Source organism: Trichocoleus sp. FACHB-90 (assembly GCF_014695505.1).
In the GTDB taxonomy this organism is placed as follows: Bacteria; Cyanobacteriota; Cyanobacteriia; order Cyanobacteriales; family FACHB-T130; genus Funiculus; species Funiculus sociatus.
The window spans coordinates 83,311-108,039 of record NZ_JACJOK010000011.1 but is presented as its reverse complement, the minus strand read 5'-3'; the positions used below and the strand labels follow the sequence as shown (position 1 = coordinate 108,039).

General features: G+C 45.9%; 24 protein-coding genes. 16 read left to right on the top strand and 8 right to left on the bottom strand.

Features of this window, described 5'->3' with window-relative positions; translation table 11 throughout:
* Positions 1–170 precede the first annotated feature (170 nt).
* From H6F74_RS02875 to H6F74_RS02845, 7 genes are all read left to right on the top strand, one after another.
* Positions 171–854 (top strand): S-layer homology domain-containing protein, encoded by a 684-nt coding sequence (locus tag H6F74_RS02875; RefSeq protein ID WP_190435994.1) that lies wholly within the window; start codon positions 171–173, stop codon positions 852–854.
* Between the two features lie 144 nt (positions 855–998).
* Positions 999–1,841 (top strand): FAD-binding domain-containing protein, encoded by an 843-nt coding sequence (locus H6F74_RS02870; RefSeq protein ID WP_190436079.1) that lies wholly within the window; start codon positions 999–1,001, stop codon positions 1,839–1,841.
* Between the two features lie 60 nt (positions 1,842–1,901).
* On the top strand, positions 1,902–2,135 hold the full coding sequence (locus H6F74_RS02865) for a type II toxin-antitoxin system HicB family antitoxin (protein ID WP_190435991.1): 234 nt from the start codon (positions 1,902–1,904) through the stop codon (positions 2,133–2,135).
* The gene (locus H6F74_RS02860; protein WP_190435988.1) at positions 2,128–2,367 is read left to right on the top strand and encodes a type II toxin-antitoxin system HicA family toxin; all 240 of its coding nucleotides are present in this window, start codon (positions 2,128–2,130) and stop codon (positions 2,365–2,367) included. Before H6F74_RS02865 ends, H6F74_RS02860 begins: the two co-directional genes overlap by 8 nt.
* Positions 2,368–2,415: 48 nt before the next feature.
* Positions 2,416–2,832 carry a hypothetical protein gene (locus H6F74_RS02855; RefSeq protein WP_190435986.1) on the top strand — a complete coding sequence of 139 codons (417 nt, stop codon included), beginning with the start codon at positions 2,416–2,418 and terminating at the stop codon, positions 2,830–2,832.
* 15 nt (positions 2,833–2,847) lie between these two features.
* A complete protein-coding gene (locus tag H6F74_RS02850) occupies positions 2,848–3,528 on the top strand; it encodes a chromophore lyase CpcT/CpeT (protein WP_199300771.1) in 681 nt (226 codons plus the stop codon).
* A 32-nt stretch (positions 3,529–3,560) separates the two neighbouring features.
* On the top strand, positions 3,561–3,989 hold the full coding sequence (locus tag H6F74_RS02845) for a DUF29 family protein (RefSeq protein WP_190435981.1): 429 nt from the start codon (positions 3,561–3,563) through the stop codon (positions 3,987–3,989).
* Between the two features lie 146 nt (positions 3,990–4,135).
* Here H6F74_RS02845 and H6F74_RS02840 read toward each other — a convergent pair whose 3' ends face one another.
* On the bottom strand, positions 4,136–4,597 hold the full coding sequence (locus H6F74_RS02840) for an antibiotic biosynthesis monooxygenase (protein ID WP_190435978.1): 462 nt from the start codon (positions 4,595–4,597) through the stop codon (positions 4,136–4,138).
* A gap of 208 nt (positions 4,598–4,805) precedes the next feature.
* Between H6F74_RS02840 and H6F74_RS02835 the strand changes: the two genes are divergently transcribed.
* From H6F74_RS02835 to H6F74_RS02810, 6 genes are all read left to right on the top strand, one after another.
* Positions 4,806–5,342: a PadR family transcriptional regulator gene (locus H6F74_RS02835; protein WP_190435974.1), complete on the top strand. Its 537-nt coding sequence runs from the start codon at positions 4,806–4,808 to the stop codon at positions 5,340–5,342.
* 61 nt (positions 5,343–5,403) lie between these two features.
* Positions 5,404–6,759 carry a sorbosone dehydrogenase family protein gene (locus tag H6F74_RS02830; protein ID WP_190435971.1) on the top strand — a complete coding sequence of 452 codons (1,356 nt, stop codon included), beginning with the start codon at positions 5,404–5,406 and terminating at the stop codon, positions 6,757–6,759.
* Positions 6,760–6,766: 7 nt separating this feature from the next.
* A complete protein-coding gene (locus H6F74_RS02825) occupies positions 6,767–8,143 on the top strand; it encodes a pentapeptide repeat-containing protein (protein WP_190435968.1) in 1,377 nt (458 codons plus the stop codon).
* A gap of 62 nt (positions 8,144–8,205) precedes the next feature.
* Entirely contained in the window at positions 8,206–8,631 is a 426-nt protein-coding gene (locus H6F74_RS02820) for a pentapeptide repeat-containing protein (protein WP_190435966.1), read from the top strand.
* A 127-nt stretch (positions 8,632–8,758) separates the two neighbouring features.
* On the top strand, positions 8,759–10,540 hold the full coding sequence (gene pyk, locus H6F74_RS02815; RefSeq protein WP_190435963.1) for a pyruvate kinase: 1,782 nt from the start codon (positions 8,759–8,761) through the stop codon (positions 10,538–10,540).
* Between the two features lie 700 nt (positions 10,541–11,240).
* On the top strand, positions 11,241–11,627 hold the full coding sequence (locus H6F74_RS02810; RefSeq protein ID WP_190435961.1) for a hypothetical protein: 387 nt from the start codon (positions 11,241–11,243) through the stop codon (positions 11,625–11,627).
* Positions 11,628–11,958: 331 nt separating this feature from the next.
* Here H6F74_RS02810 and H6F74_RS02805 read toward each other — a convergent pair whose 3' ends face one another.
* Positions 11,959–12,108 (bottom strand): hypothetical protein, encoded by a 150-nt coding sequence (locus tag H6F74_RS02805; protein WP_190435956.1) that lies wholly within the window; start codon positions 12,106–12,108, stop codon positions 11,959–11,961.
* A 101-nt stretch (positions 12,109–12,209) separates the two neighbouring features.
* Complete coding sequence (locus tag H6F74_RS02800; RefSeq protein WP_190423913.1) at positions 12,210–12,404, bottom strand: hypothetical protein; 195 nt, start codon at positions 12,402–12,404, stop codon at positions 12,210–12,212.
* A gap of 528 nt (positions 12,405–12,932) precedes the next feature.
* On the opposite strand from H6F74_RS02800, the gene H6F74_RS02795 reads away from it, so the two are divergent.
* The gene (locus H6F74_RS02795) at positions 12,933–13,268 is read left to right on the top strand and encodes an STAS domain-containing protein (protein ID WP_190435954.1); all 336 of its coding nucleotides are present in this window, start codon (positions 12,933–12,935) and stop codon (positions 13,266–13,268) included.
* A 123-nt stretch (positions 13,269–13,391) separates the two neighbouring features.
* The gene (locus H6F74_RS02790; RefSeq protein ID WP_190435951.1) at positions 13,392–16,085 is read left to right on the top strand and encodes a TIGR03960 family B12-binding radical SAM protein; all 2,694 of its coding nucleotides are present in this window, start codon (positions 13,392–13,394) and stop codon (positions 16,083–16,085) included.
* 486 nt (positions 16,086–16,571) lie between these two features.
* On the opposite strand, the gene H6F74_RS29815 is transcribed toward H6F74_RS02790, so the two are convergent.
* The 4 genes from H6F74_RS29815 to gyrB form a co-directional block, all read right to left on the bottom strand.
* Entirely contained in the window at positions 16,572–18,617 is a 2,046-nt protein-coding gene (locus H6F74_RS29815; protein WP_190435947.1) for an ABC transporter ATP-binding protein, read from the bottom strand.
* Positions 18,618–18,636: 19 nt separating this feature from the next.
* Positions 18,637–18,765, bottom strand: coding sequence for a hypothetical protein (locus H6F74_RS30370; RefSeq protein ID WP_277875745.1), 129 nt, complete (start codon positions 18,763–18,765; stop codon positions 18,637–18,639).
* A 6-nt stretch (positions 18,766–18,771) separates the two neighbouring features.
* Positions 18,772–19,722: a type IV pilin-like G/H family protein gene (locus H6F74_RS02780; protein WP_190435944.1), complete on the bottom strand. Its 951-nt coding sequence runs from the start codon at positions 19,720–19,722 to the stop codon at positions 18,772–18,774.
* A gap of 314 nt (positions 19,723–20,036) precedes the next feature.
* Positions 20,037–21,980: a DNA topoisomerase (ATP-hydrolyzing) subunit B gene (gene gyrB, locus H6F74_RS02775; protein ID WP_190435941.1), complete on the bottom strand. Its 1,944-nt coding sequence runs from the start codon at positions 21,978–21,980 to the stop codon at positions 20,037–20,039.
* Positions 21,981–22,153: 173 nt separating this feature from the next.
* Between gyrB and miaA the strand changes: the two genes are divergently transcribed.
* Positions 22,154–23,059 (top strand): tRNA (adenosine(37)-N6)-dimethylallyltransferase MiaA, encoded by a 906-nt coding sequence (gene miaA / locus H6F74_RS02770; RefSeq protein ID WP_190435938.1) that lies wholly within the window; start codon positions 22,154–22,156, stop codon positions 23,057–23,059.
* A gap of 64 nt (positions 23,060–23,123) precedes the next feature.
* Here the strand turns inward: miaA and H6F74_RS02765 are convergent, their stop codons facing one another.
* Positions 23,124–24,503 (bottom strand): nucleotide pyrophosphatase/phosphodiesterase family protein, encoded by a 1,380-nt coding sequence (locus H6F74_RS02765; RefSeq protein WP_190435935.1) that lies wholly within the window; start codon positions 24,501–24,503, stop codon positions 23,124–23,126.
* Positions 24,504–24,729: the final 226 nt, after the last annotated feature.

The following is a 24,729-nucleotide window of genomic DNA, read 5'->3' as shown; positions in this document are numbered from 1 at the left end:
GCGATCGCTTCCGACCAACTCCGTCGGAACAAAGCCAAAGCGTTCATCTTCTCGTTCTATAGGGTAAATTTCAAACTGCGCCCCTACTCTACTTTGATTAACCCGACTGGGGGATGAGTATCCGGATATATTTTTGTAGAGTAACAGTAACCTTAAAAAGGATTTTCATCATGCGTCGCGTCTTCAGCACTCTTTCCTTATTAGCACTTCTGCAATATTTTCCCGCAGCTGTGAATGCTCAACAAACACAACCATCAGAACTACCATCTGACCCTGTTGAGCGAGTTATTGCTGCCAAATTAATGACCAACTATCCAGATGGTAATTTTTACTCTGAACAAATTATCAGTCGTGCCGAACTTGCTTCAATTTTAGTTAAAACATTTAACCTTGATAAACGCGAAGGTGCCGATAAGCCAGGAGTTATTGAAGTTCAAGATGTCCCGCCTTCGCACTGGGCATATAAAGATATTCAGACAGTTTTAAAAACTGGCATTATGAAAGGCTATCGGAAAAATTTGTTTTTCCCAAATCAAAAAATTAATCGCGCCGAAGCCTTTTCCATCCTTGCTCAAGCTCACGGTGTATTTCAGTTTAATGATGAAACTGTGCAAACAATTATTGCCCAACATCCAGATGCAGGAAATATACCTGATTGGGCTAAAAAATCAATGGCAACTGCAATTTATGAGCGGTTTATAAACACTGACGAACAAGGCAATATTTACCCTTTAAATCCTATGAGTCGTGGCGATATGGCTTATGCTTTGAGTCAATTTTTGGAACGACAACAGATAACAGCCCCTTTGCTGCCTGAAGATTCGCCTTTCCCTGGTAGTTCGCGAGACCGATAGTTCTTATACTTTTGTTTCTTCCAAAAAACCCATTTTCTCTATTGAAAAGAGGTTTTTGCTTTCCGCCAGCAGCAGATCGCCTGTTAAACTTTATTAAGTCTGCGCGATCGCTCTTTTATGAACGCCACCCCAAACCATCGAGATATGCGGCGAGAATTTGCCAGCCGCGACGAATTGCTCGCCTACCTGGGCGAACAATTCCCCGCCGCCGCCGAACGCGATCGCCATATCAGCACGATTCCCGGAGGACGTAAAGCCGCCGAAGCCGCGCTGAGCAAAGTAGATCCTCCCAGTTACGCCAAAACCCGCAACTTCCTCACCGGGGCAGTCACCCGCCTTTCACCTTATCTCCGCTACGGTGTCTTGAGCTTGGCAGAAGTGCGGGACACCATCCTGAGCAAAGTACACCGCGATGACACCGAAAAACTGATCAACGAACTCGGCTGGCGCGACTATTGGCAGCGACTCTATGCCAAACTCGGAAACGACATCTGGAAAGACCAAGAGCCTTATAAAACAGGCTACACAGCCAAAGACTATGCCGATAAACTACCAGAAGATGTTGACAAAGGTAGCACAGGTATGGTTTGTATTGACAGCTTTAGCCGTGATTTGCACTCCTCCGGCTACCTGCACAACCACGGCAGAATGTGGTTAGCGGCATACCTTGTCCACTGGCGGCGTATCCGTTGGCAAACCGGGGCAAAATGGTTTCTGCAACACTTACTAGATGGCGATCCTGCAAGCAACAATTTATCATGGCAGTGGGTTGCCAGCACCTTCAGCCACAAGGCTTATTTCTTCAATCGCGAGAATTTAGAACGCTACACAGAGGGCCTTTATTGTCGTCAATGTCCGCTTTACGGTCATTGCGATTTTGAGGGAAGTTATGAAGAATTAGAGAAGCGACTGTTTCCCAAAGCTGAAGGTAGCGATCGCAGTGGCGGTAGCAGAAGTTTTCAGCGCGGAAAGAAGCGAAAGAATTAAAAATTCATAATTTTGCCTTTTAAATTTATAGTGGTAGCTTTTCTCACCTAAAGACAAAATATGAAATTACAACAAAACATTAAAGCTTTTATTCGTCCTGGCGAACAACAAGGTTATGTAGCAGAGTGTCTAGAAATTTCTGTAGTGACTCAAGGAGAAACTTTAGACGAAGTGGCAAATAATCTACTTGAGGCAGTTTCCTTACATTTAGAAGGTGAAGAACCCGCTGAATTTGGATTAGTTGCCAATCCGTCCCTATTAGTCACCTTTGAACTACAGCCAGAATATGCCTAGACTAAAGAGATTATCGGGTTCTGAAGTAATTGATATTTTGGCTAAGTTTGGGTTTCAGGTACATAGTCAAAAAGGCAGTCATATTAAACTGCGTCGTCTGGGGCTTGCAGGTAAAGAAACACTAACCGTGCCTAATCATGCGGAGTTAGATATAGGGACTTGTAGAGCAATTTTAAGACAGGCAACTAAGTATATACCTGAATCAGAATTATATATTTATTTCTATGAATAACTTTTGCCAACGACATAAAATTAACTGTATAACTCAGTTTAAAATAAAATGAAACAGCCGATAATTTGGGTGCATGGAGACTGTTTAAGTCCCGATAATCCCGCATTGCAAGCATATCCCGAAAGCCCTGCAATATGGGTTTGGGATGATGATTTAATTGAGGAATGGCAGCTGAGTCTCAAGCGGATTACTTTTATTTATGAGTGTCTGCTAGAACTGCCAGTAACTATTCGGCGGGGTGATGTCGCTGCTGAAGTTATCGCTTTTGCAAAGGAACACAATACAGATGGGATAGCTACAGCAGAAAGTCCTAGCCCCAGGTTTGATGAAATTTGCGATGAGATAGAGAAATCGCTGAATATCGAACTATTTGAAATTGAGCCGTTTGTGAAGTACGACGGCTATATCGATCTCAAGCGTTTTTCTCGATATTGGCGTGTTGCTGAACGTTATGTTTTTGATTAGGAAAGGAAGGTTAGTGTGAAGAATACAAATATTAGAAATTTGATAGCGATCGCTCTTTTTTCCTCAACTAGCACTGCGGCTTATTCGCGTCCAGCACCGAATATCCAATCGATACCAATGCAGCAACAAGTTGGGGAAGTAGTGTCGCATTTAGTGGGAGTAATGGACACTTCTGCACAAGCGCAAGCTAACCCCAAAGCCCCAAATGTGAGAATGACTACCTGCAAAGTCAGTGTAGAAAATACTAAAAAAAATCCCAAGGCAGTTTTTCTCTACCAAGAACAAGCGATGTCCCAGAATCTTGCCAAACCCTATCGGCAGAGATTCCTAAAAATTGCCTCCAGTGCTGATAATCAAAGCGTAGAATCGCAATCATTTAAACTACCAACACCAGAAGCTTTTATCGGGTTGTGCAGCCAACCAGAAGCAAAACGTGTCGTCAAATTAAAAGATATTGGTACGGCTAAATGCAGCGTATTTTTAAAACCTGACGGTGAAAATTACATTGGCGAGACACCAGAGGCAGGTTGTCCCAGCGATTACAAAGGCGCAGTGAAAGTAACAAATCGAATTGTGTTGCATTCTATTGGAATGGACACACTAGATCGGGCTTTTGATGCCGCAGGAAATCAAGTTTGGGGGTCAAAAGGTGAACCTTATCAGTTTCGGTGGGTTCAGCCAAGCGTGAGTCGCTGAAATAAAAAAAACTTAGGATTAAATCAGCCGTTATGGAAGAACTATTAGACCTTAAAGACTTGCTGCTAAGAGGTGATATCAAAGGGTCGTTAGCGATTGTAGAAGAACTTGAAGAAATGAGCAAAAATGACCTTATTGATAATATTCGCAGCTATGCAGTGATTCTGCTGCTGCATTTAATCAAACAGCAAGCTGAAAATCGCACGGCTCGCTCTTGGGAAGTTTCTATCCGAAATTCAGTTCGTGAAATTCAGAGAAAAAATAAGCGCCGTAAAGTAGGAGGTTATTATCTAACTCCAGAAGAGTTGCTTGAAACTCTAGAAGAAGCTTATTTGAATGCTATAGATGAAGCTTCGCTAGAGGTAGAAGAAGGACTTTATGAGCCAGAAGAGTTAGAACAACTAATTAATAAAGAAGAAATTTTGAATGGTGCCTTAGCTTTAATTTTGCCGCAAAATTAAAGTTGTATTGAAACTATGATGATGCTGAAAACTTAAAAAAGAATGAGCGCGATCGCATTCTCTCCCCCGTCCTCTGCGCCTAGCGTGGTTCATTTACTACCACAAGGCGCGATCGCATCCCTCAACTAACTACGCGATCGCATTCTCTAAACCCCTCTAACACTCGCTTCTGCGTTTTTCCTTCTGGGGCTGAAAACTAAACCTATATTTGACTGGGGTTCTGGAATTTTTCGCTCACGGTGAGCGGGTGAAGGCTTAGAAAGTTTGGTAGGATGCCCCTGTGTCACCATACGGCGGTGAACTTCTCCCCAGTCAGGGAGATTGCTGTCTTCCTGTTGCCAGTGAACAACAGAAGCTTCATCACACCAGTCCTGAAGACGGGGCATAACATTTCTATGAGCGCCTGAGTTGCGGTAAAACTTCATTGCTGCCTGTTCCTCCCAAGCAGTCAGCGTCCAAAATGTTCCGTTAGAGTCTCGCAAAAGTTGACCCTTTAAAAACCCAGGTGTATTGACGATCTGCCATGTAGACAGCACATTGTTCCACAAAAATGCTGGTAAATATAGAGGCGATCGCACGCGCAAGCGGGTAGCTGAAATAAACACCATTGGATGTTTCTCCTTTGTCTAATAGATTGAAATACTTATGCAGCTAGCTGTGTTAGCACTCCAAAATGCGCCGCTGTTCTTCCGCCTGAGTGCGTGAGACGGTTGGCATGGGAATACCTCCACCTTCTCGTTGCACTATACTCAACTAATTGAGTATACCTCTTTAATTTATACTCAATTAGTTGTATATGTCAATAAATTAGTTTTTATGGCTCTAGCTCACGCACTGTTAGCCTCTCTGATTAAGCAATCTTGTAGCGGCTACGATCTATCCAAGCAGTTCAATAGTTCTGTGGGCTTTTTCTGGAAGGCAAGCCAGCAGCAGATTTATCGGGAGTTGTCCAAGCTGGAAACTGAGGGTTGGGTAAGTGCCGAGATTGTTTGCCAACAAGGTCGTCCAGATAAAAAGCTGTACCAGGTGACAGAACTTGGACAAAAGCAGTTGACAGAGTGGATTGCCCAACCCTGCGAACTTAGCCCGATTAGAGATGATTTATTAGTCAAAATATTTGCGGGGTCTGTGGTTGAGCCTCAGCTGATAGTGGAAGAATTAGAGCATCACCGGGAACTACACCAGCAAAGATTGGCTGTTTACCGAGATTTAGAGCAGCGATACTTTAACAATGGTCAAGACTTGTCGGTGGAAGCCAAATTTCGCTACATAACGCTCAAAAGAGGTATTAGCGACGAGACGAGTTGGTTGACATGGTGTGAGGAAGCGATCGCCCTTTGCTCAAGTTCGTAGGCGAAGCGATCGCATCGGGCCGCAATGACTACCCTGGAATTAGAGTTCCCAAATTGTTGATATGAAATCCCGATATTTTTTGCTGCTGCTACTAATAGTCACCACAACAGCAGCCTGCGACTCAACACAAGCATCCCTCGACCCCCAGACAACCCAACAAGTTGAACAACCACCTCAAACCCCACCCCAGCTAAAACAACAGCCACAACAAGCCGCGCAGACTAAAAACGTGGTGCGAACCCAACCACTCACACCCCAACCAATTCGCATCACCCTCAACAACTTACCCAAACCCTACGCCACCGAAAGCGCCTCCAACTCGCCCAACGTAGTATCAGTACCTCAAAACCCCACCCTGCGCGTCCCACAAGGCTTTGTAGTCAACGTCTTCGCCGAGGGCTTAGATGCCCCTCGTTGGCTTACCCTCACCCCCAACGGTGACGTGCTAGTAACCGAAACTCGACAAAATCGCATTCGCCTACTGCGCGACACCAACGGCGATGGAGTTGCAGATGTCAACAAAACCTTCGCCACTGCACAAAACGGGGTAAATATACCCTTTGGCATGACCTTTGCAGGCAACAACTTCTTCCTCGCCAACACAGGCGAAGTCCGGCGATATCCCTACAACGCAGGACAGCAGCAACTTAACGGCACAGGTCAAAAAATCGCCACCCTCACCCCAGGCGGCTATAACCAACACTGGACGCGCAACGTAGTAGCTGCACCCGACGGCAAAAAGCTTTACGTGTCAGTTGGTTCTCGTTCCAACGCCGATGAAGAACCACTGCCACGCGCCTCAGTGCAGGCGATGAATCTCGACGGTTCCAACCAACAAACCTTCGCCTCCGGCTTACGCAACCCAGTTGGACTTGATTTTCATCCCACCACGGGCGAACTTTACGCCACCGTCAACGAACGTGATGGACTAGGCGACGACCTCGTACCAGACTACCTAACGCGCGTCCAACAAGGAGAATTTTACGGCTGGCCCTACGCTTACCTGGCACCAAATCGCCTCGACCCGCGTCAGGTGGTCAATGGCAAGAGTAAACGCCCCGACCTGGTAGCGAAAACAAAAACGCCCGATGTTCTCTTCCAAGCACACTCAGCAGCCTTGGGATTGCAGTTTTATGACGGCAAGACTTTCCCAGAAAAATATCGCAACGGTGCATTTGTTGCCTTTCGCGGGTCTTGGAACCGCGACCAAGGCACGGGATACAAAGTTGTCTTCGTCCCCTTCTCTAACGGGCGTCCTCAAAGCTACTATGAAGACTTTCTCACCGGGTTTCTGCTAAACCCAGCCCAAGCAACCACGTGGGGGCGTCCGGTGGGTTTACTCGTACTGCCTGACGGCAGTTTGCTAGTTACGGAGGAAGCAAATGACCGAATTTACCGCATTCAATATCAAGGATGAGGGATGAATGACTATAGCGCCAGAGAAAGCATTTGCTTGCATTGATGGGGCAGCGCATCGCCCTACCTGGTATATTAAGCTCGCCTTCGTGGGTTTAACTTGCGCGGTTGCAACTTTAGTCGTCGGAGTGTTGGTCAACCCAGCGCAAGCGGCCAATTCTCGACACGTAGAACGATTACTCGAAACAAACGCCTGTCCCAGATGCGACCTGAAGAATGCCAAGTTGGACAATGCCAAGCTGAAGGGTGCTGACTTGACTGATGCTGACTTGGAAGGGGCAGACTTGAGTAGTGCTGACCTGAGTGGTGCCAAGCTAGAAGGTGCCAAGATGAACGGTGCCAAGCTGGTTGTTACCAACTTAGAGAAGGCAAACTTAAGGGAAGCAAAATTGGGGATAATGCGATCGCGTAATGAAGACCGCAAGGACTCTAAGCAGGCTAAGGAATTTCCTGCTGATTTGCGGTACGCCAATTTAAAGGGCGCTGACTTGTATAACGCTGTCCTAACCAAAGCTCAGTTGAGTGGTGCCAAGCTAGAGAATGCGAATCTGAATTTTGCTAATCTGGTTGATGCTGATTTGCTCAAAGCAAATTTAAGTAATGCTAATCTTGCGGTTGCCAATCTAATAAGGGCAAACCTGGCAGAGGCAAAACTGAACATTGCTGACTTAACGGGTGCTAACCTGGCGGCTGCTAACCTGACGGGTGCCGAACTTGATAATGCCAAGCTGGGTAGTGCTAACCTGAGCGAAGCCAAGCTTAATCAGGCATACTTGGGCAATGCTGACCTGAATGGTGCTGTTTTGGCTGAGGCGTCTCTTCTTGGCACCTTGTTGCCGAATGCTAACTTGCAGAGTGCCAATCTTACCGATGCTAACTTGAGTGGTGCTAACTTGAGTGGTGCTAGTTTCAATCGTGCTAATTTGACTACGGCTGGGCTGAAAAATGCTAATCTGACAAATGCAAAGTTAGCGATCGCTAATCTAAGTGGTGCTGACTTGAGCGGTGCTAATCTCAATTATGCTTACCTGAGTGAAGCTAATCTGATTAATGCAAACTTGAGTGGCACAAACTTGCGCGAGGCAAATCTGCGTTCTGCTAATTTAACTGGTGCGTCTTTAGTTGGTGCAAATCTGGTTCAGTGCAATCTGATTAGTGCCATTTTGAAGGAGGCTAATCTGAGTTATACCAATTTCAGCACCGCAGATTTGAGCGGGGCTGATTTGGGAGATGCTAATCTAAGTTACGCTAACCTGACTGAAGCAGATTTTCAGGGGGCTAATCTGGCTGAGGCTAATCTCACAGGTGCCAACTGGCAGGAGGCTAAGCTGAAAGGTGTTATCGGCTTGAACAGATATTCGCCTTCCGAAACGGCAGCACCTTAAAAAGGCAAAAGTCAAAAAAAGACTACTACTACTGATTGAAAGCAGCTGTTGCATCAAAAAACATGAAACGAGAAATACTAACTGTAGCTGCGTTGTTGATGCCTTACTATTGGGCGATGCCCGCTAAGGCGGATAATCCAGAACACGTTCAGCGGTTAATGGCGACGAATCAATGTGAATTTTGCGACTTGAGTGGCGCTAGCTTTACAGGGAGTGACCTGAGCAATGCTAATCTCAAAGGTGCCAATTTAGCTAACGCCAACTTAAGCGGTGTGATTCTGGCAAATACCGACTTCACGGGAGCTAATTTGGCTAATGCTAACTTGAGCAATGCGGTTCTCAATGGTGCTAACATCAGCGGTGCAAATCTGCAATTTGCCGATTTGCAAAATGCAAGTCTTTTAGGAGCGATCGCTAGAGAAAAAGCAGAGTTGGCGGGTGCTAACCTCAAGGGTACAATTATGCCTGATGGCAGAATCCACAACTAGGCTCGTTCCCTGACGCGATCGCAACGCAAAATTAGAGCTATATACTATCACTCAGCGAAATATGATAGTATCCCTTTTGCTTTAGTGTTGTTAGCAGTCCTCTTCTGCTCTCCCTGAAATTTTCCCCATGCAACTGCGAAATTTCCTGCGCCGGACAAAAATTGTTGCTACGATTGGCCCCGCTACCAGTCGTCCAGAAGTCCTACGCGATTTAATTGAAGCGGGTGCGACTACTTTGCGCCTCAACTTTTCCCACGGCACGCATGAAGACCATCAGCGTAGCATTCGCCTGATTCGCCAGACAGCTTTTGAACTAAATCAGCCAGTCGGCATTTTGCAAGATTTGCAAGGGCCGAAAATTCGTCTGGGACGGTTTGAAAATGGGTCTATAGTTTTAAGGAAGGGCGATCATTTCATTCTAACTAGCAAACCAATCGCAGGCTCCCAGGAAATTAGCTCTGTCACCTACGAACCTCTGGCCGATGAAGTCCCCTGTGGTGCCACAATTCTGCTGGATGACGGCAAAGTTGAAATGGTCGTGGAAAAGATAGACCGCACTTCACGGGAATTGCACTGTCGTGTCGTCGTGGGGGGAACTCTCTCCAACAACAAAGGTGTGAATTTCCCCGGTGTCTACCTGTCAATAAAGGCGCTTACTGACAAAGACCGCAAAGACTTAATGTTTGGTCTTGACCAGGGCGTTGACTGGGTAGCGCTGAGTTTTGTCCGTAACCCCCAGGATGTGCTGGAAATCAAAGAGCTAATTTCCAATGCTGGTAAGCAAGTGCCAGTGATTGTCAAAATTGAAAAGCACGAAGCCATCGAGCAAATGGAGGCGATTCTTTCCCTCTCTGATGGCGTTATGGTGGCTCGCGGTGACTTGGGCGTGGAATTGCCTGCGGAAGATGTCCCGATTTTACAAAAGCGTCTGATTGCCACCTCGAACCAACTGGGTATTCCCGTGATTACGGCGACTCAGATGTTGGACAGCATGGTGAACAATCCGCGTCCAACCAGGGCTGAAGTTTCCGACGTGGCCAATGCCATTCTTGACGGTACCGATGCGGTAATGCTGTCGAATGAGACTGCTGTCGGTAAATACCCCATCGAAGCTGTGCAGACGATGGCTACAATTGCCGTCCGGATTGAGCAGGAAAAAATCGCCCCCAATGTCAAAGGCACCACCCGGTCTATCACTAATGCTATTAGTCAGGCTGTCGGTCAGATTGCTGAACAGTTGGGGGCGGCGGCGATTATGTCGCTGACGAAAAGCGGCGCTACTGCCAGAAATGTTTCCAAGTTCCGACCAGAAAAACCGATTTTGGCAATAACTCCCCATGTGGATGTAGCGCGACAGTTGCAGCTGGTGTGGGGCGTGAAACCTCTACTGGTGCTGGAGTTGCCTTCAGCTGGTCAGACGTTCCATGCAGCAATCAATGTGGCTCTAGAGAAGCAGATGCTGATTGAGGGCGATTTGGTGGTGATGACCGCCGGAACGCTGCAAGGCGTATCTGGCTCCACCGACTTAATTAAGGTTGAGGTGGTGACTTCGGTTCTGGGTAAGGGCATTGGCATCGGACAGGGTGCGGTCAGCGGTCGAGCGCGGGTGGCTCACACTGCCAGGGAAATCGGAAACTTCAATCATGGAGAAATTCTGGTGGTGCCTCGCACTAATGCTGATTTTGTTGATGTAATTCGCAAGGCATCTGGGATTATTACTGAGGATGAAAGTTTGGCTTCTCATGCGGCTGTGATTGGCTTACGCTTGGGTGTTCCGGTAATTGTGGGCGTGAAGAAGGCAACGGAAATCATTCGGGATGGAGCGATTCTGACGCTGGATATGCAACGAGGTTTGATTTACTCCGGTGCGATGGGAGTGAATTCTACAAATTCGGTGCTGCCAGTTTAAGGGAGATTTACTTCCAACCCTTCCCTCATAAAGGGGAAGGGTTGAGAACAATACATCTCGGTTAACGTTGTGATGCAACACATTTGATCCCCAATCCCCCAATTTATCGGCAGGGTGGTTTCATTTATTAAAAGAAAATTCTGTAACGTTGATTTTGGTTGGCGGTAGGGGCTTTTTGATTGCCATGCCCCTACAAAATGTCGTAATTTTCGATATTTTCTCCGATTCTATGAAACCACCCTGCCAATCCCCCAATTTATCGGGGGTTAATGGGGATCAAGCCTTAATATTTTTATTGGGTGAAGCTACGCATTTTGCTTCTTTATCAGGTGTAACAGCATAGCTGCTAATATTATTAATAATGCTATTTCTACTTTTTTATTCGAGTTATTTAACAATCGTTAATGAGCCTTGGATATGCCTATTTAGCAGCAATTTTTTAAATGTAAATATTTCTTCCATAAATATTAATTTGTGAGATTATAGTCTTTTAGATCCCCGACTTCTTAAAGAAGTCGGGGATCTCGCCTTCACGAATCATTTAGGAATGCTACATTAGGTTGTTATTATTATATTTGGTAGCGATCGCTCATCCGCTAGGACACGCCAAGGGTAGCACCAAAGCTACTCCGAGCTTACCCCCCAAGGGGCATCTAACTTCTACAATAAAGAAGCAATAAGAAAAGCTCTATTTCTTCCTGTGAAGCAAGCCTCAATCAGTTCCGCTCCTAACTTTCAGCCTTACCAGATTGTTTATTTAGAATATGAAAATTCTCGCCTGTACGCTGAAGTTATTCAAGTTGTGACTTCACGACAGGTTTGCTGGGTGCGTCCTTTGATGCTTACTGTATTACCAGACAACGATGCTAACCCATTACCAGTGCTGTACAATTTGCGTCAAGGTGCGGATTTAGTATGGCCTGTAAGTTTGTTTCGGCCAGCGCTTGATACAGAGGTGATTCCTCTGTTAACTCAGCTAGATGCTCCAAATGCTCCAATGACGGACGCAACTGAAGGTCATCGGCAACTTACTTGTTTTGTCCGCCAGGTGTGGCAAGTCTACAAAAGTGAGTTTCAGGCTTCCTAGCGAATGTCTGCGTCTTTCATTTGTTGAATCGCTTCGCGCATCCGTTCATCTGCTAGTCTCCAGGTAATTCAGAAGAAGCTTCCCAACATCGTAGCCGTTACAGAGGGTACAATGATGCCGCATTTCTCTAGGACAGGGAGACAAATTCCTTCCAGGTATTGTGGATTACTTTTTTCGAGCCGATGAAATACACAGCTGTGGTGTTTGAATATAAGTCTTTGACACCAAAATAGTATTTCATCTATGCAGCAGCAGATGAGCGGTAATCTTTTGTTCGCTGATCTGGTAGATAATTATGAGTCAATGGATTGTCAATTACTTCGTGCATCGCCTAGGCAATATCTGCTGGCGTTGGACGGTCAGGAGTGCCGACTGCCATGTTGATTATGTCTACCCCTAAGCCAACTATTTCATCCTGCTTGCTGTTAATCTCAGCAAATATATAGGGCAAAATATTCTTTAGGTGTTTAGCAAACTGCATGGAATAGCAACTGAAAAAATGGCATTATAATGAACCATCAGACAGTTTACCGCCAATTGGGACAAAAAAGGCGATCGCCCAAGTATTAGTATTTTGCCTTTTTAGCAACTTGCCACAAGTTGAATGCGACCTGCATCCATCTCTGACATAAGTAATTCCAGTGCCTCATAATCTACATCAGAGATGTAGCCTAGCCTGGTCAGTTCATAGTTTATTTCACTCTCTATATCTGGAGTCAATTTCTTAATATGGAGAGCTTTTTCTACCAGTTGACGAATAACGAATCTAGTTCTCATAAAAACCTATAGAACTCCGCCTATAAAAATTATCAATTATATATCTAGTTGAGAGAGTGATCTAATACTGGATAGCAAAGTGATCCAAATCACTGTTTTTTAAATTTGAGATTACTTTTAGTTTTTTTACAATTTTATTTATCTTATCTGTTTCAGATTTAACATAAATATTATGGCTTCCTAAGGTAAGCGATGTTGTCTAGCTTTGGGTTTGAACCTTAGCTTGACTTCCTTAAGTACAGAAATAAAGAATAATTTAAAAGCTAGTGCATCTACCGTAGGTTTGATTTAAGGAGGGGGAATAAGTTAAGAAGATAGATGCCTAAATGCAACTAATAGATAAATTAAATTATGTCGGTAGTATTTGACACTTAAAGTTAAAGCTTATTGAAAACTTTAAAAAATAGGGGTCAACTAATGAAGATTTGGCAAAATACCTAGGAAGGAGTAGGCAATTAAAGAATTTAGAGTATATCGTCAAAGCTATCAGACAATTTTTTGATTATTAGCTCAAGCAGGATATACGCTATGCAAAGTACACTCGTCCGCCCAAACATTACGGTTGTTTGCCCCCAAGGTCACGTAAATGCTTCCAACGCGGTAGAGCTTCAAGGTGAACTGACAGCAGCGGTTTCCTCTGAACAGTCCATAGTGTTAGTTGATATGGCTGGAGTGGATCTTTTGGATAGTGCTGGACTCATGGCGTTAGTATCCTCTCACCGTCTAGCTCATAAATTAAATCGGCAGTTTGGACTCTGCTCGGTTTCGCCCTCGATTCGGATGATTTTTGAGCTGGCTCAACTTGACGGTGTATTTGAAATTTTTGAAAATCAGTCAGCATTTGAAGCAGCTCAAAAAGTCTAGGGACTAGGAAATATCGAATTTTGCCCGCTGAGCGTAACTACTTCAAACTAGAAGCTAAACTGCTGACTGCGAATTGGTGCTAGGGTTGAATCTGAGGCACTGGAAGCAGGGGAGAGTTTTGCTGTGGCGATCGCAATCGAAAAGTTACTTACGCCAGACATACAGAAACCTGCTCGTTATCTGGGGAACGAGTTAGGAGCGGTACACAAACCTTGGGACGCAGCGACGGTGCGCTGGGTTCTGACTTACCCAGAAATTTATGAGGTGGGTGCATCTAACCTTGGGCATATCATTCTCTACAATATTTTGAATGCTCAGCTAGGGCAACTGTGCGATCGCGCCTATTTACCAGCTCCCGACTTAGCGGCGAAGCTACGAGAAACACAAACACGCCTGTTTGCTGTTGAGTCACGGCGCAGTCTCACAGACTTTGATATTTTAGGCTTTAGCCTCAGCTACGAACTCGGAGCCACCAACATCCTTGAAATGCTGGATTTGGCAGGAATCCCTTTGACGTGGCGCGAGAGACTGGAGACTGGGGACAAGGCTCCCAACTCGTCTTACCCGCTAATTTTCGCAGGGGGACAAACTGCAACATCGAATCCCGAACCCTACGCAGACTTTTTCGACTTTATTGCGCTGGGAGATGGCGAGGAACTGTTGCCAGAAATAGGCTGGGTAGTAGAACGCGGCAAAAAAGCTGGATTGAGTAGAGAAGACTTGCTGCTTTCTTTGGCACAAGTCCCCGGCGTTTACGTGCCTCAATTTTATGACATGGCACCCCCCTCAATTCCCCCGCAACAGGGGGAAGATAAGGAGCTTTTTATCAGTGGCTCAGTTCATCCCAACCGCCCAGACGTGCCAAAGCGGGTTATGCGGCGGGTTGCTGCACCCATGCCAGCTTATTCTATCGGCTTAGTTCCCTTCGTGGAGACAGTACACGATCGCTTGACGATAGAAATACGGCGCGGATGTACTCGCGGTTGTCGTTTTTGTCAACCAGGAATGCTGACTCGTCCGGCGCGGGATGTGGAACCAGAGCAAGTTGTCGAAGCAATTGAGCGGGGAATGCGGGAAACTGGGTATAACGAGTTTTCCCTATTGTCTCTCTCGTGTTCCGATTATCTGTCTCTGCCAGCTGTGGGGATGGAAGTCAAAAATCGCCTCAAAGATGAGAATATTTCCCTATCTTTGCCGAGTCAGCGGGTAGATAGGTTTGATGAAAATATTTCCAATATCATCGGCGGTACGCGACAAAGTGGGCTGACTTTTGCACCGGAAGCTGGAACCCAGCGGATGCGGGATATTATCAACAAAGGGTTGACTAATGCCGAACTGCTGCGGGGTGTGAAAACGGCCTTCGAGCAGGGCTGGGATAAGATTAAGCTCTACTTTATGATCGGGTTGCCTGGGGAAACGGATGTTGATGTGCTGGGCATTGCCGAAACTGTACGCTGGCTAAAGCAAGAGTGTCGCGCCGAGGGCAGAAGGTGGCTGAATTTTAATCTGACAATCTCTAATTTTACGCCCAAGCCGCACACGCCTTTTCAGTGGCACTCAGTATCAACAACTGAGTTTAAACGAAAGCAGAAGCTTCTACGCGAGGAGTTTCGCGGGATGAGGGGGGTGAAGGTAAACTTCACAGATGTTCGGCTTTCGGCGATGGAAGATTTTATCGGACGGGGTGACAGGCGTTTAGGCGAGGTGTTGCGTCGCGCCTGGGAATTGGGCGCGGGAATGGATTCCTGGTTCGATAATGTGGAACGGGCTTTTGCTGCTTGGGGAGAAGCGATCGCGCAATCTAATCTAACCTGGAAATATCGCCTAGTGGAAACTGGGGACTGGGGACTAGGGGCTGGGAACTGGGGAGAAGAAACTCCCAATTCCCAGTCCTCTATGCCCAATGCCCAATTAATAGATGCGCCTCTCCCTTGGGATCATATAGATACAGGAATTGACAAAAACTGGCTCAAAGATGATCTCAAACGAGCGCTAGAAGCGGCGACGGTTCCAGATTGCTCTTTTGAAGGTTGTTCTCACTGTGGCGTTTGCGGTATTGACTTTGGTCACAATATTGTGGTGAAGCCATTGCCGATTCCAGAATTTGCCGGACACTTCACGCCAAATCAAGACCGGGTGCAGCGTTTGCGAGTCTGGTTTGGGAAGCTGGGTGATATGGCGCTGGTGAGTCATTTGGATTTGGTGCGCCTATTTGACCGGGCGGTGCGACGGGCGGCTTTACCGATTTCTTTCACTGGTGGGTTTCATCCTAGTCCTCGAATTTCTCCTGCTAGTGCGCTGACTCTAGGTGCGACTAGCAGTGGCGAGATTGTGGATTTTGAGTTGAAAGAAAGGCTGGATGAGGAATCTTTCCGCCAGAGGTTAGCTGCACAGTTACCTTCAGATATTCCGATTTATCGGGTGGAAGATGTTGATCTCAAGGGGACTGCGGCGACTGCGCTGCTGGAGAAGGCGGAGTATTTGATTACGGTGGCGACTGAGGGTGAAACTCAGTGGCTAGATTGGGTGGAGGCGATTAAGGCTAAAGACGAGATTTTGGTAGAGCAAACTACGAAGTCTGGGAAGATTAAACAGGTGAATCTGCGCGATCGCTTGTTTGAGTTGGAGGTTAAGGAACCGCAGAAGCACGGAGGGTGCAGAGAGGAGGAAGGAGTTGTTGTGCGTTATGTGGGTAGTTATTGCAATGATGGCACTATCTTAAGACCTGAGCATCTTGTTTCTATGTTGGAACAAGTGGCTGGGCGAGAGTTTCATCTGTTGCAGGTTCACCGGGAACAGTTGATTTTGGGCGGTTGATTCCGCAGAAAAACTGCTTAATTGTGTTTGGCGGCTCAAAATAAATATCTGCTTTTCGGTCGCCGATGTAGGTGATAGGGGTGGCTCCTCCTAACGTCAAATATCGCCGGCTCTGAGCAGCATCAAGCCACTTAAACGATGCAAGTCCCTAATTGCCAGCACATGCAGTCCTTCCACCCGCTGCTGGCAATAACTAATGACTAGCAAGACAATGAACAAGTGAGTCTGAGGGAGGTTAGGGGCATTGGTGTCAACTTAAGCCCTGGCGAATGGAATTCGCGGCTACAAAAACGAAGTCCGCCTGCCTTGGCTAACACTCTGATCAAGATTCTTATAACCCGCGCAGGCGGGTTTTGTTTGTATAGCTGCGGTTTCAACCGCCAAGCTAACGTTAAGTTGACACCAATGGGTTAGGGGGATCGAAAGCTGTAATTGCTAACCAAACACCATTTGTGTATACACGGTAGCCCTGTTAACGGGGAAGGGTTATTTCTCGCTGACGGCTGATACTTTGGTTCGCTGTTGCTGACGCTGCTGAATTTGTTCTAAGCTGCCTGTGGGAATGGCGGCAATTAACTGGCGGGTGTATTCCTGTTTCGGTTCGAGGTAGAGGCTTTCCGATGAACCAATTTCTTCGATTTTGCCTTTGTTCATTACCATAATGCGATCGCTCATAAATTTCACCACGCTCAAGTCGTGAGAAATGAAAATATAAGTTAGCCCAAATTCGCTCTGTAATTCTTTAAGCAAATTCAGCACTTGCGCTTGTACGGATACATCTAGCGCTGATACAGATTCGTCGCAAATGATGAACTTGGGATTTAGTGCCAAAGCACGAGCAATGCACACCCGCTGGCGTTGTCCGCCAGAAAACTCGTGAGGGTAGCGGTTCATCAAGATAGGATTCAAGCCTACGCGCTCTAACAGATAGGTTGCGCGATCGCGGCATTCTTTTTTTGTCTTCGCATAGCCATGAATCCGTAGCGGCTCTATCACAGCTTCCCCGATTTTCATGCGCGGATCGAGGGAGCTATATGGGTTCTGGAAGATAATTTGCATTTCTCGCCGCAATAGCCGCAGATACTTTCCCGCGAGTTTGGTGATGTCTTGATTTTCAAATATCACCTGACCGCTCATCGGCTCAATCAAGCGTAGTAAGGTACGTGCTAAGGTACTTTTGCCGCAACCGGATTCTCCTACCAATCCCAGCGTTTCACCGGGAAAAACATCAAAGGAGACATTATTCACCGCCATCATATAGCGTTGGGTTTGACCAAACATCCCTTTTATGGGAAAACCTACTTGCAAGTCGCGGACTTGTAAAATTGGGTTTTCCGTTTGTGGTTCATCGTTATTAACTATGAACGATGAAGCATGACCCATTCTGATTGATTGTTGGGGGTTCGTTGTTGCTGGTTCATTACGGTTCACTATGAAAGATGAACTTTGACCTGCTATTGTTGATGGGTCATTCCTATTAACGATTAAAGGAGAACCTTGAGCAGTTGTCGTTAATGGTTCGTTGTTATCAACTATTTCCCTATTAACTGGTTTTTCCCGAATCTCTATTTCGCCGCTGGAGGTAGTCACAACTTCCATGAAGTCAGACACGGTGGGGAGATATTTCACGCGGCGATTCAGGCTGGGGCGACAAGCTAACAAACCTTTGGTATAAGGATGTTGGGGATTGGAAAAAATCTGCTCGACTGTTCCGTACTCAACAATTTTTCCCTGATACATCACGGCTACAGTGTCGGCAATTTCCGCAATTACGCCCAAGTCGTGGGCGATAAACATCATCGACATTCCACGGGCATCGCGCAATTCTCGCAGCAAGTCCAGAATCGTTGCCTGTACTGTGACATCTAGGGCTGTTGTCGGTTCGTCAGCAATTAGTATTGCTGGGTTACAGGAAATCGCCATTGCTATCATGATCCGCTGCAATTGACCGCCGGAGAGTTCGTGGGGATAGCGATCCAATATTGCCAGTTTTTGCTGATTGATGTGGCGATTAACTTCCGCTTCGTTTAACGCTTCATTTTCTTCTAAATAGCGTTTTCTCAACTCCTCATCGCTGGGGAGTAACTTAACTTCTTGCAGGTGCGCGATCGCTTGTCTTTTTGCCTCTTTTTCTGAAACATCTTGATGCTGACGTATTGCCTCGACTAGCTGATACCCACAGGTAAAAACTGGGTTTAAGGAACTCATCGGTTCCTGAAAAATCATGGAAATCTGACCACCGCGATACGAACGCAGTTCTTCTGGTGTCAGATTTAGCAGATTAACTTTTTCTTTGCTATTCGCTTTTGAGTTTTTAAACCAAATTTCGCCGCCTTTTATCTTCCCTGGACTTGGCACCAGACCCATAACTGCGAGGGAAGTCACCGATTTTCCCGACCCCGACTCTCCTACAATTCCCAGTGTTTGCCCGCCCTCCAGTTTGAAGGAAATACCATCAACTGCCAAAATTTGCTTTTCGTCAGTTGCAAATTGAACTTGCAGGTTGCGAACGTCTAGAACGGTGTCACTCATGGTACTCAAGATTTGAAAATTAACTGCATCTTAACAATTCATTCCATCTTGGGGAGATAGTTCTCAATGTTTCTGTAATCAAAGATGCGATCGCGATCGCCAATGCGCCTATAAACCTGTCTGGCACAACCTGAAGAAAGTTCCTCAAAAGCATTTACTGTATGGGACGCGAACCATCAGGGCATTTTATTTCTGATGAACCACTGCTGGGAGCAGTGGGCATAGCCGGAGGCGAAGTTGAGGGTTTAATTGTCTCGCAAATAGTTGCAATTGTAGTGGCTTTACCGTTACTTTTTGTGACGAACACAACCCCTGTGTAGCTAGGAAGTTTAGAATCCTTGGCTTGGGCGGTTATCATCACGCTTTCTTTCTCATTACCTGGTGATGCCAGCCGATAAGTGTAATAGGCGCTTCCTGGCTCAGTTCCCAGCCCTGTATCTTCAAATTCTGTAGCAAATTTACCTTGTTCTCGATAATAAACCTGCTGCGCTTTATTCATCATCCCGATATACAGCTTGGCTTCGCTTTGTGGCCTGGGAAGTTGATTATCAGCTGCATTTTTCTTTTCAGTTTCTAGGTCAATTACTTGAGTGTTTGCGGGCAATGTTGTTGTCTCAGAAACCTTCTCGAAAACTGTTGCCTCAGAACTAAAAGCAGTAGGTCTAGATTGTCCAGCTTTGCGACCTTCTAACTCTACGCGCAGCTGATTTTTATCGGTAAACTCAAAGATGCTTTTAATGCTTTCTTCTTCGGTAAAAACCAGGTCAATTTGTCCGGGTTTCGCGGTGGGATTAATTTGATACTTAATGCCTAAAGCAACCGGAGGGCCTTCGGGTGCGCCTTCGGGCGGGGGAAATAAAATAAATAATTTTCCTTCCGGTGCGAAAATAAATGTAACCAAATCTCCCGATTCTGGATCTTTGGTTTGCCATTGTCCTAAAAGCTGCTGTTTAGCAGCGTCTGTTTGTGGTGCGGGTTTAGTTTGAGCAATGAAGGTGGGAATTGTGGCTTGGGTACTTACCGATATAGCTAGAGGGCTGCCGATTGCTATTAGTACGCTGGATGCAACAAACAAGCTCTTAATTGGAACGTTAAAGTAAATCATTATGTTTTGGCAATTCCTTAATAATTTTTTGGGAATATTTTAAGGTTTTTTTCGTTACTTTCGTGAGTTCAATATTTATAAGTAGCACATAAATTAGTATATTTTATTTTTTTGATATTGTTTTACTACAGGATAAAGGAGTGTAGGTTGGTTTATCCAAACAAAATCGAACCTTCTTAAGGATTTGTTGGGTAACGCTTGTGTCGCAAGGGTTCAACCGACAACTGTGTAAATCTTAATCCAACAAGAGAAAAATTCACCGCCTGATGGCTACAGGCGGTGTGGATTTGATGGCGCTCTATAACTCAGGTAATCTAGATATCTAGATCGGCGAGGTTAAGGCGAGAACCATAAGTTTCGATGAATTCGCGGCGGGGTGCAACGCGATCGCCCATTAAGACGGTAAAGATGCGATCGGCTTCAGCAGCGTCTTCAATTTCTACCCGTTTGAGGGTGCGAGTTTCCGGGTTCATGGTAGTATCCCACAACTGTTGCGGCATCATTTCACCCAAGCCTTTGAATCGCTGGATGGTGTAATTAGCATTGGCGGGGAAATCGTTTTGTACCAGGTTGTTGAGTTCGCGATCGCTATAGCAATAGTAATGATTGCGTCCCCGTTCTACCTTATATAGTGGAGGACAAGCGATATAGATGTAACCCTGCTCAATCAGCGCCCGTTGATAACGATAGAAGAACGTCAATAACAGCGTCCGAATGTGCGCCCCATCTACGTCAGCGTCAGTCATAATCACGATGCAGTGATAGCGCAGCTGAGAAGCATCGAACTCCTCACCCTTGACACCCAACCCCAGTGCAGTAATCAGCGCCTGGATTTCGGTGTTTTTGTAGATTTTGGCATCGTCGGTTTTCTCGATGTTGAGAATTTTACCGCGCAATGGGAGGATAGCTTGGTTGCGTCTGTCGCGTCCTTGTTTGGCACTTCCTCCGGCTGAGTCCCCTTCTACGATATAAATTTCAGATTCTGAGGGATCTCGCGTACTGCAATCGGCTAATTTACCCGGTAAAGGAGAAGATTCCAAAACCGATTTGCGGCGCACTAATTCCCGTGCGTGACGTGCTGCTTCTGCGGCTTTGAAAGCTTGAATCGCTTTTTCCAGAATCGCATCGCCAACGTTTGGGCGAAACTCTAAATATTCTGTGAGAACTTCGCCTACCAAAGAATCAACGATTCCCCGAACTTCGGTGTTACCGAGTTTGGTTTTAGTTTGTCCTTCAAATTCCGGATCGGGAACTTTGACGGAGATAACGCCCGTTAAACCTTCGCGGACATTCTCACCGCCGAGGTTCGGTTCATTTTCTTTGATTTTGTTGCGCTTGCGAGCGATCGCATTCAACGTCCGCGTCAACACCGCCTTCAACCCTTCCAGGTGAGTACCGCCGTCAACTGTGCGAATATTATTTGCAAACCCCAGCAGCGTGTCTGTATAAGCATCAACGCACCACTGCAACGCCACCTCTACCTGCACATTGTTGCGTTCGCCGGATACATAGATAATTTCTTCGTGGAGAGCCTGCTTATCGCCATTCATATAAGCGATATACTCTTTAATACCTCCCTCGTAACAGTAGGTTTCTACTCTTGGCTCTCCACTCTTAACCAATTCCAGGCGGTTGTCAGTAAACGTGATTTTGACACCCGCATTTAAGTAAGCAAGCTCCCGCAGACGACTCGCCAAGGTGGTGTAATCAAACTCAATGCCAGTAGTCACAAAAATCTGCAAATCTGGCTTGAAACTAATCGAGGTGCCTGTTTTGGCTTCTTTAATTGGCTTGGCTTTTAGTTCTGTGACAGGAATACCGCGCTCAAAGCGCATGGTATGCTCCCGCTTCTCGCGCCAAACGGTCACGTCTACCCACTCGGACAAGGCATTCACTACTGAAATACCGACACCATGCAAACCACCAGAAACCTTGTAGCCGCCACCACCAAACTTACCTCCGGCGTGCAGCACCGTCATCACCGTTTCTAAGGCTGATTTGCCAGTGGTAGGATGAGTATCTGTGGGAATGCCTCGGCCGTCGTCTGTGACTGTGACAGAACCATCGGCGTTGATGTCTATCTCAATATGAGTGCAGTAGCCAGCCAGAGCCTCATCAACCGAGTTGTCCACTACCTCGTAAACTAGATGGTGAAGTCCACGGGGTCCAGTCGAACCGATGTACATCCCTGGTCGTTTCCGGACTGGTTCTAAACCTTCCAGAACTTGAATCTGATCGGCACTGTAACTGCTCGTCATGAAAAGGATTCTCCAATAATGGCTTGGAACCCTACCGGGACTCCAAAAAGGGAAAAACACTCCAAAATTGTAACATAAAAGCTTTCAAAGCGGCTGTGGGTCAATATAAAGAGCGATTTGTCTAGGGGATATACCCATGAATAATCGGGTAAAGTTAGGAGGCGAGGAGTTAGATGCTCATCGTAATCTGTGGTGCGACGGCAACGGGTAAGTCTGGGCTAGGTTTGGCTTTGGCGCAGCGGCTGGGTTCGGCGATTCTCAGTGCTGATTCGCGTCAAGTGTACCGCGAATTTGATATCGGGACAGCTAAGCCAAGTGAGACAGATAAAAAGTTGGTGCCGCACTACTTAATTGATATCTGCGATCCCACGGAAACCTTAACTGTGGCAGATTACCAGCAACAGGCGCAAGCTTTAATTGCTTGTGTACCTGCTCCTTTGGTAATGGTTGGAGGTACTGGACTTTACATCAATTCTGTGGTTAAGGGGTTAAAGATTCCCAGAGTGGCACCGCATAAGGAATTGCGATCGCAACTTTCCTCTCTTGGCCAAACTCAACTTTACGCCTTTGTGCAACAAGTCGATCCCGCTGCGGCAAAGAAAATTCATCCCAACGATCCCGTGCGGACATTACGCGCCTTAGAAGTATATTATGTTACTGGTCGTGCCATCTCCGAGCAGCAAGGAGAGAACCCGCCCGATTATCCTATTTTGCAAATTGGGTTAGATTGCGATCGCTCTGATCTCACCCGCCGCATTGAACAGCGCACAGAACAGATGTTAGCAACTGGTTGGGAAGCGGAAGTAAAAGCCTTGTGTCAAAAATACAGTTTTGATTTGCCTCTGCTGAATACGCTGGGATATCGAGAAATGAAGCAATATTTGGCTGGGGACATTTCTTTGAATGAAGCCAAACAATTAACAGTTTTGCACACTTCCCAATTTGCCAAGCGACAGCGCACTTGGTTTAAGGCATATCCTCAAATTGAATGGTTTGATGCAGAGTCTCCCGATTTATTAGAGCAAGTATGGCAGCGAGTGCAAGATTTTCTCAAAAATCTGCATAGTTTTCATCCCTAATAAAGATTAAATTTTCATTGGTAGAAATGCCTGGAAAATTATACTCTTTCCTCTACAGACCATTTTAGACTACACCCTTTTGTAAGTGAGATAAGATGATATCGTGGATGTCTGTCGCCTCTAAGGTGGTTGGCAGTAAATTGGTATTATGAGTAATAATTAATGGCGCATCGTCAGGAGAATTAGGAAGTCGCCCATGAGAACCTTTCACTAACGAAGCATCTAGGGGAATGACATCTAACAAAGTGCGAAATCCAAGTTTCTTCTTAAGCAATATCCCAGCTATCTTCAACTGAGGAAACTTAATAGAAGGGTCGATAAATAACTCCGCTGGGTCGTAACCAGGCTTGCGGTGAATATCTACATTTCGGGCAAAATCTGGTGCTTTGGTGTCGTCCAACCAGTAATAGTATGTGAACCAAGAGTTAGGAGCAGCAATAGCTACTAATTCACCAGAACGAGGATGATTTAAATGGTAAGTAGCCTTCTCTTTTTCGCCTAAAACTAATTCCACACCTGGCATTTTTTCGATTAAATCCCGCACTTGTGAAACTTTGTCTTTGTCGTTTATATAGATGTGAGCTACTTGGTGATCTGCGACGGCGAAAGCAATACTTGCTCCTGCATCCAGTAACTCTAATCCCAACTCTTCCCGCACTGCAAGATAGCCATTTTCCCGCAATATTCGGTTTAATGAGACGGCTTTATTTACGGGTGTTATTCCATATTCAGAAAGAACTATTACTTGCGCTCCGCGAGATTCGTAAAACTGGATTAAGTCCTTGCATACGTCGTCTACCTCTTTTAAATCAATTGCGATCGCTTGCTCGTCAGTACCCAGCCGCTGCAAGTTGTAATCTAAGTGCGGAATATAAATTAAAGTCAATGTTGGAGCATACATCTGTTCTACAACCTTAGCTGACTCGGCGATCCACTGGCTGGAACGGATAGACGTTTTTGGCCCCCAAAACTCGAATAAAGGAAAAGTACCAAGACGATCTTGAAGATGCGATCGCAACTCGGCAGGTTGAGTATAAATATCCGGAATTTTCCTACCGTCAGCGGGATACATCGGTCGTGGTGTCACCGAAATATCTGCTGAAGAGTACATATTGTACCACCAGAAGAGGTTAGCACAGGTGAAGGTCGGATCGAGCGATCGCGCCGTTTCCCACACTTTCGGAGCCTCAATTAATTTGTTAGACTGTCGCCAGAATTTTACTTCACACTCATCTCGAAAGTACCAACCATTACCAACAATTCCATGCTCATGAGGCCATTTTCCAGTTAAGTAAGTCGCCTGAACCGAACAAGTTACAGCAGGCAATGCTGGCTTAATTGGAACCACTTGTCCTTGTGCCGCCCATTCTGATAAAAACGGTGTATGTTTTCCTAATAAACTGGGCGTTAATCCTACGACATTGAGAACAACTGTTTTCTGCATTAGTTTTCTTGATTATTAGTCATCTAAAATTTGAGCGATCGCGTTGAAAAAGAGCTTCATACCCTACCCTTTTGCAGTAACCAGAAACCGAGAAAATCCAAACTTTTAGGGCTTCCCTAGGGGACATTTAAAAATAACAAACCAAACTTTTCTTGCTCCCCGTCTATTGAGTGGGGCTGGGGGTGAGGTTCTTATAAACAGATTTAATATTATTGCTCAAAAGTAA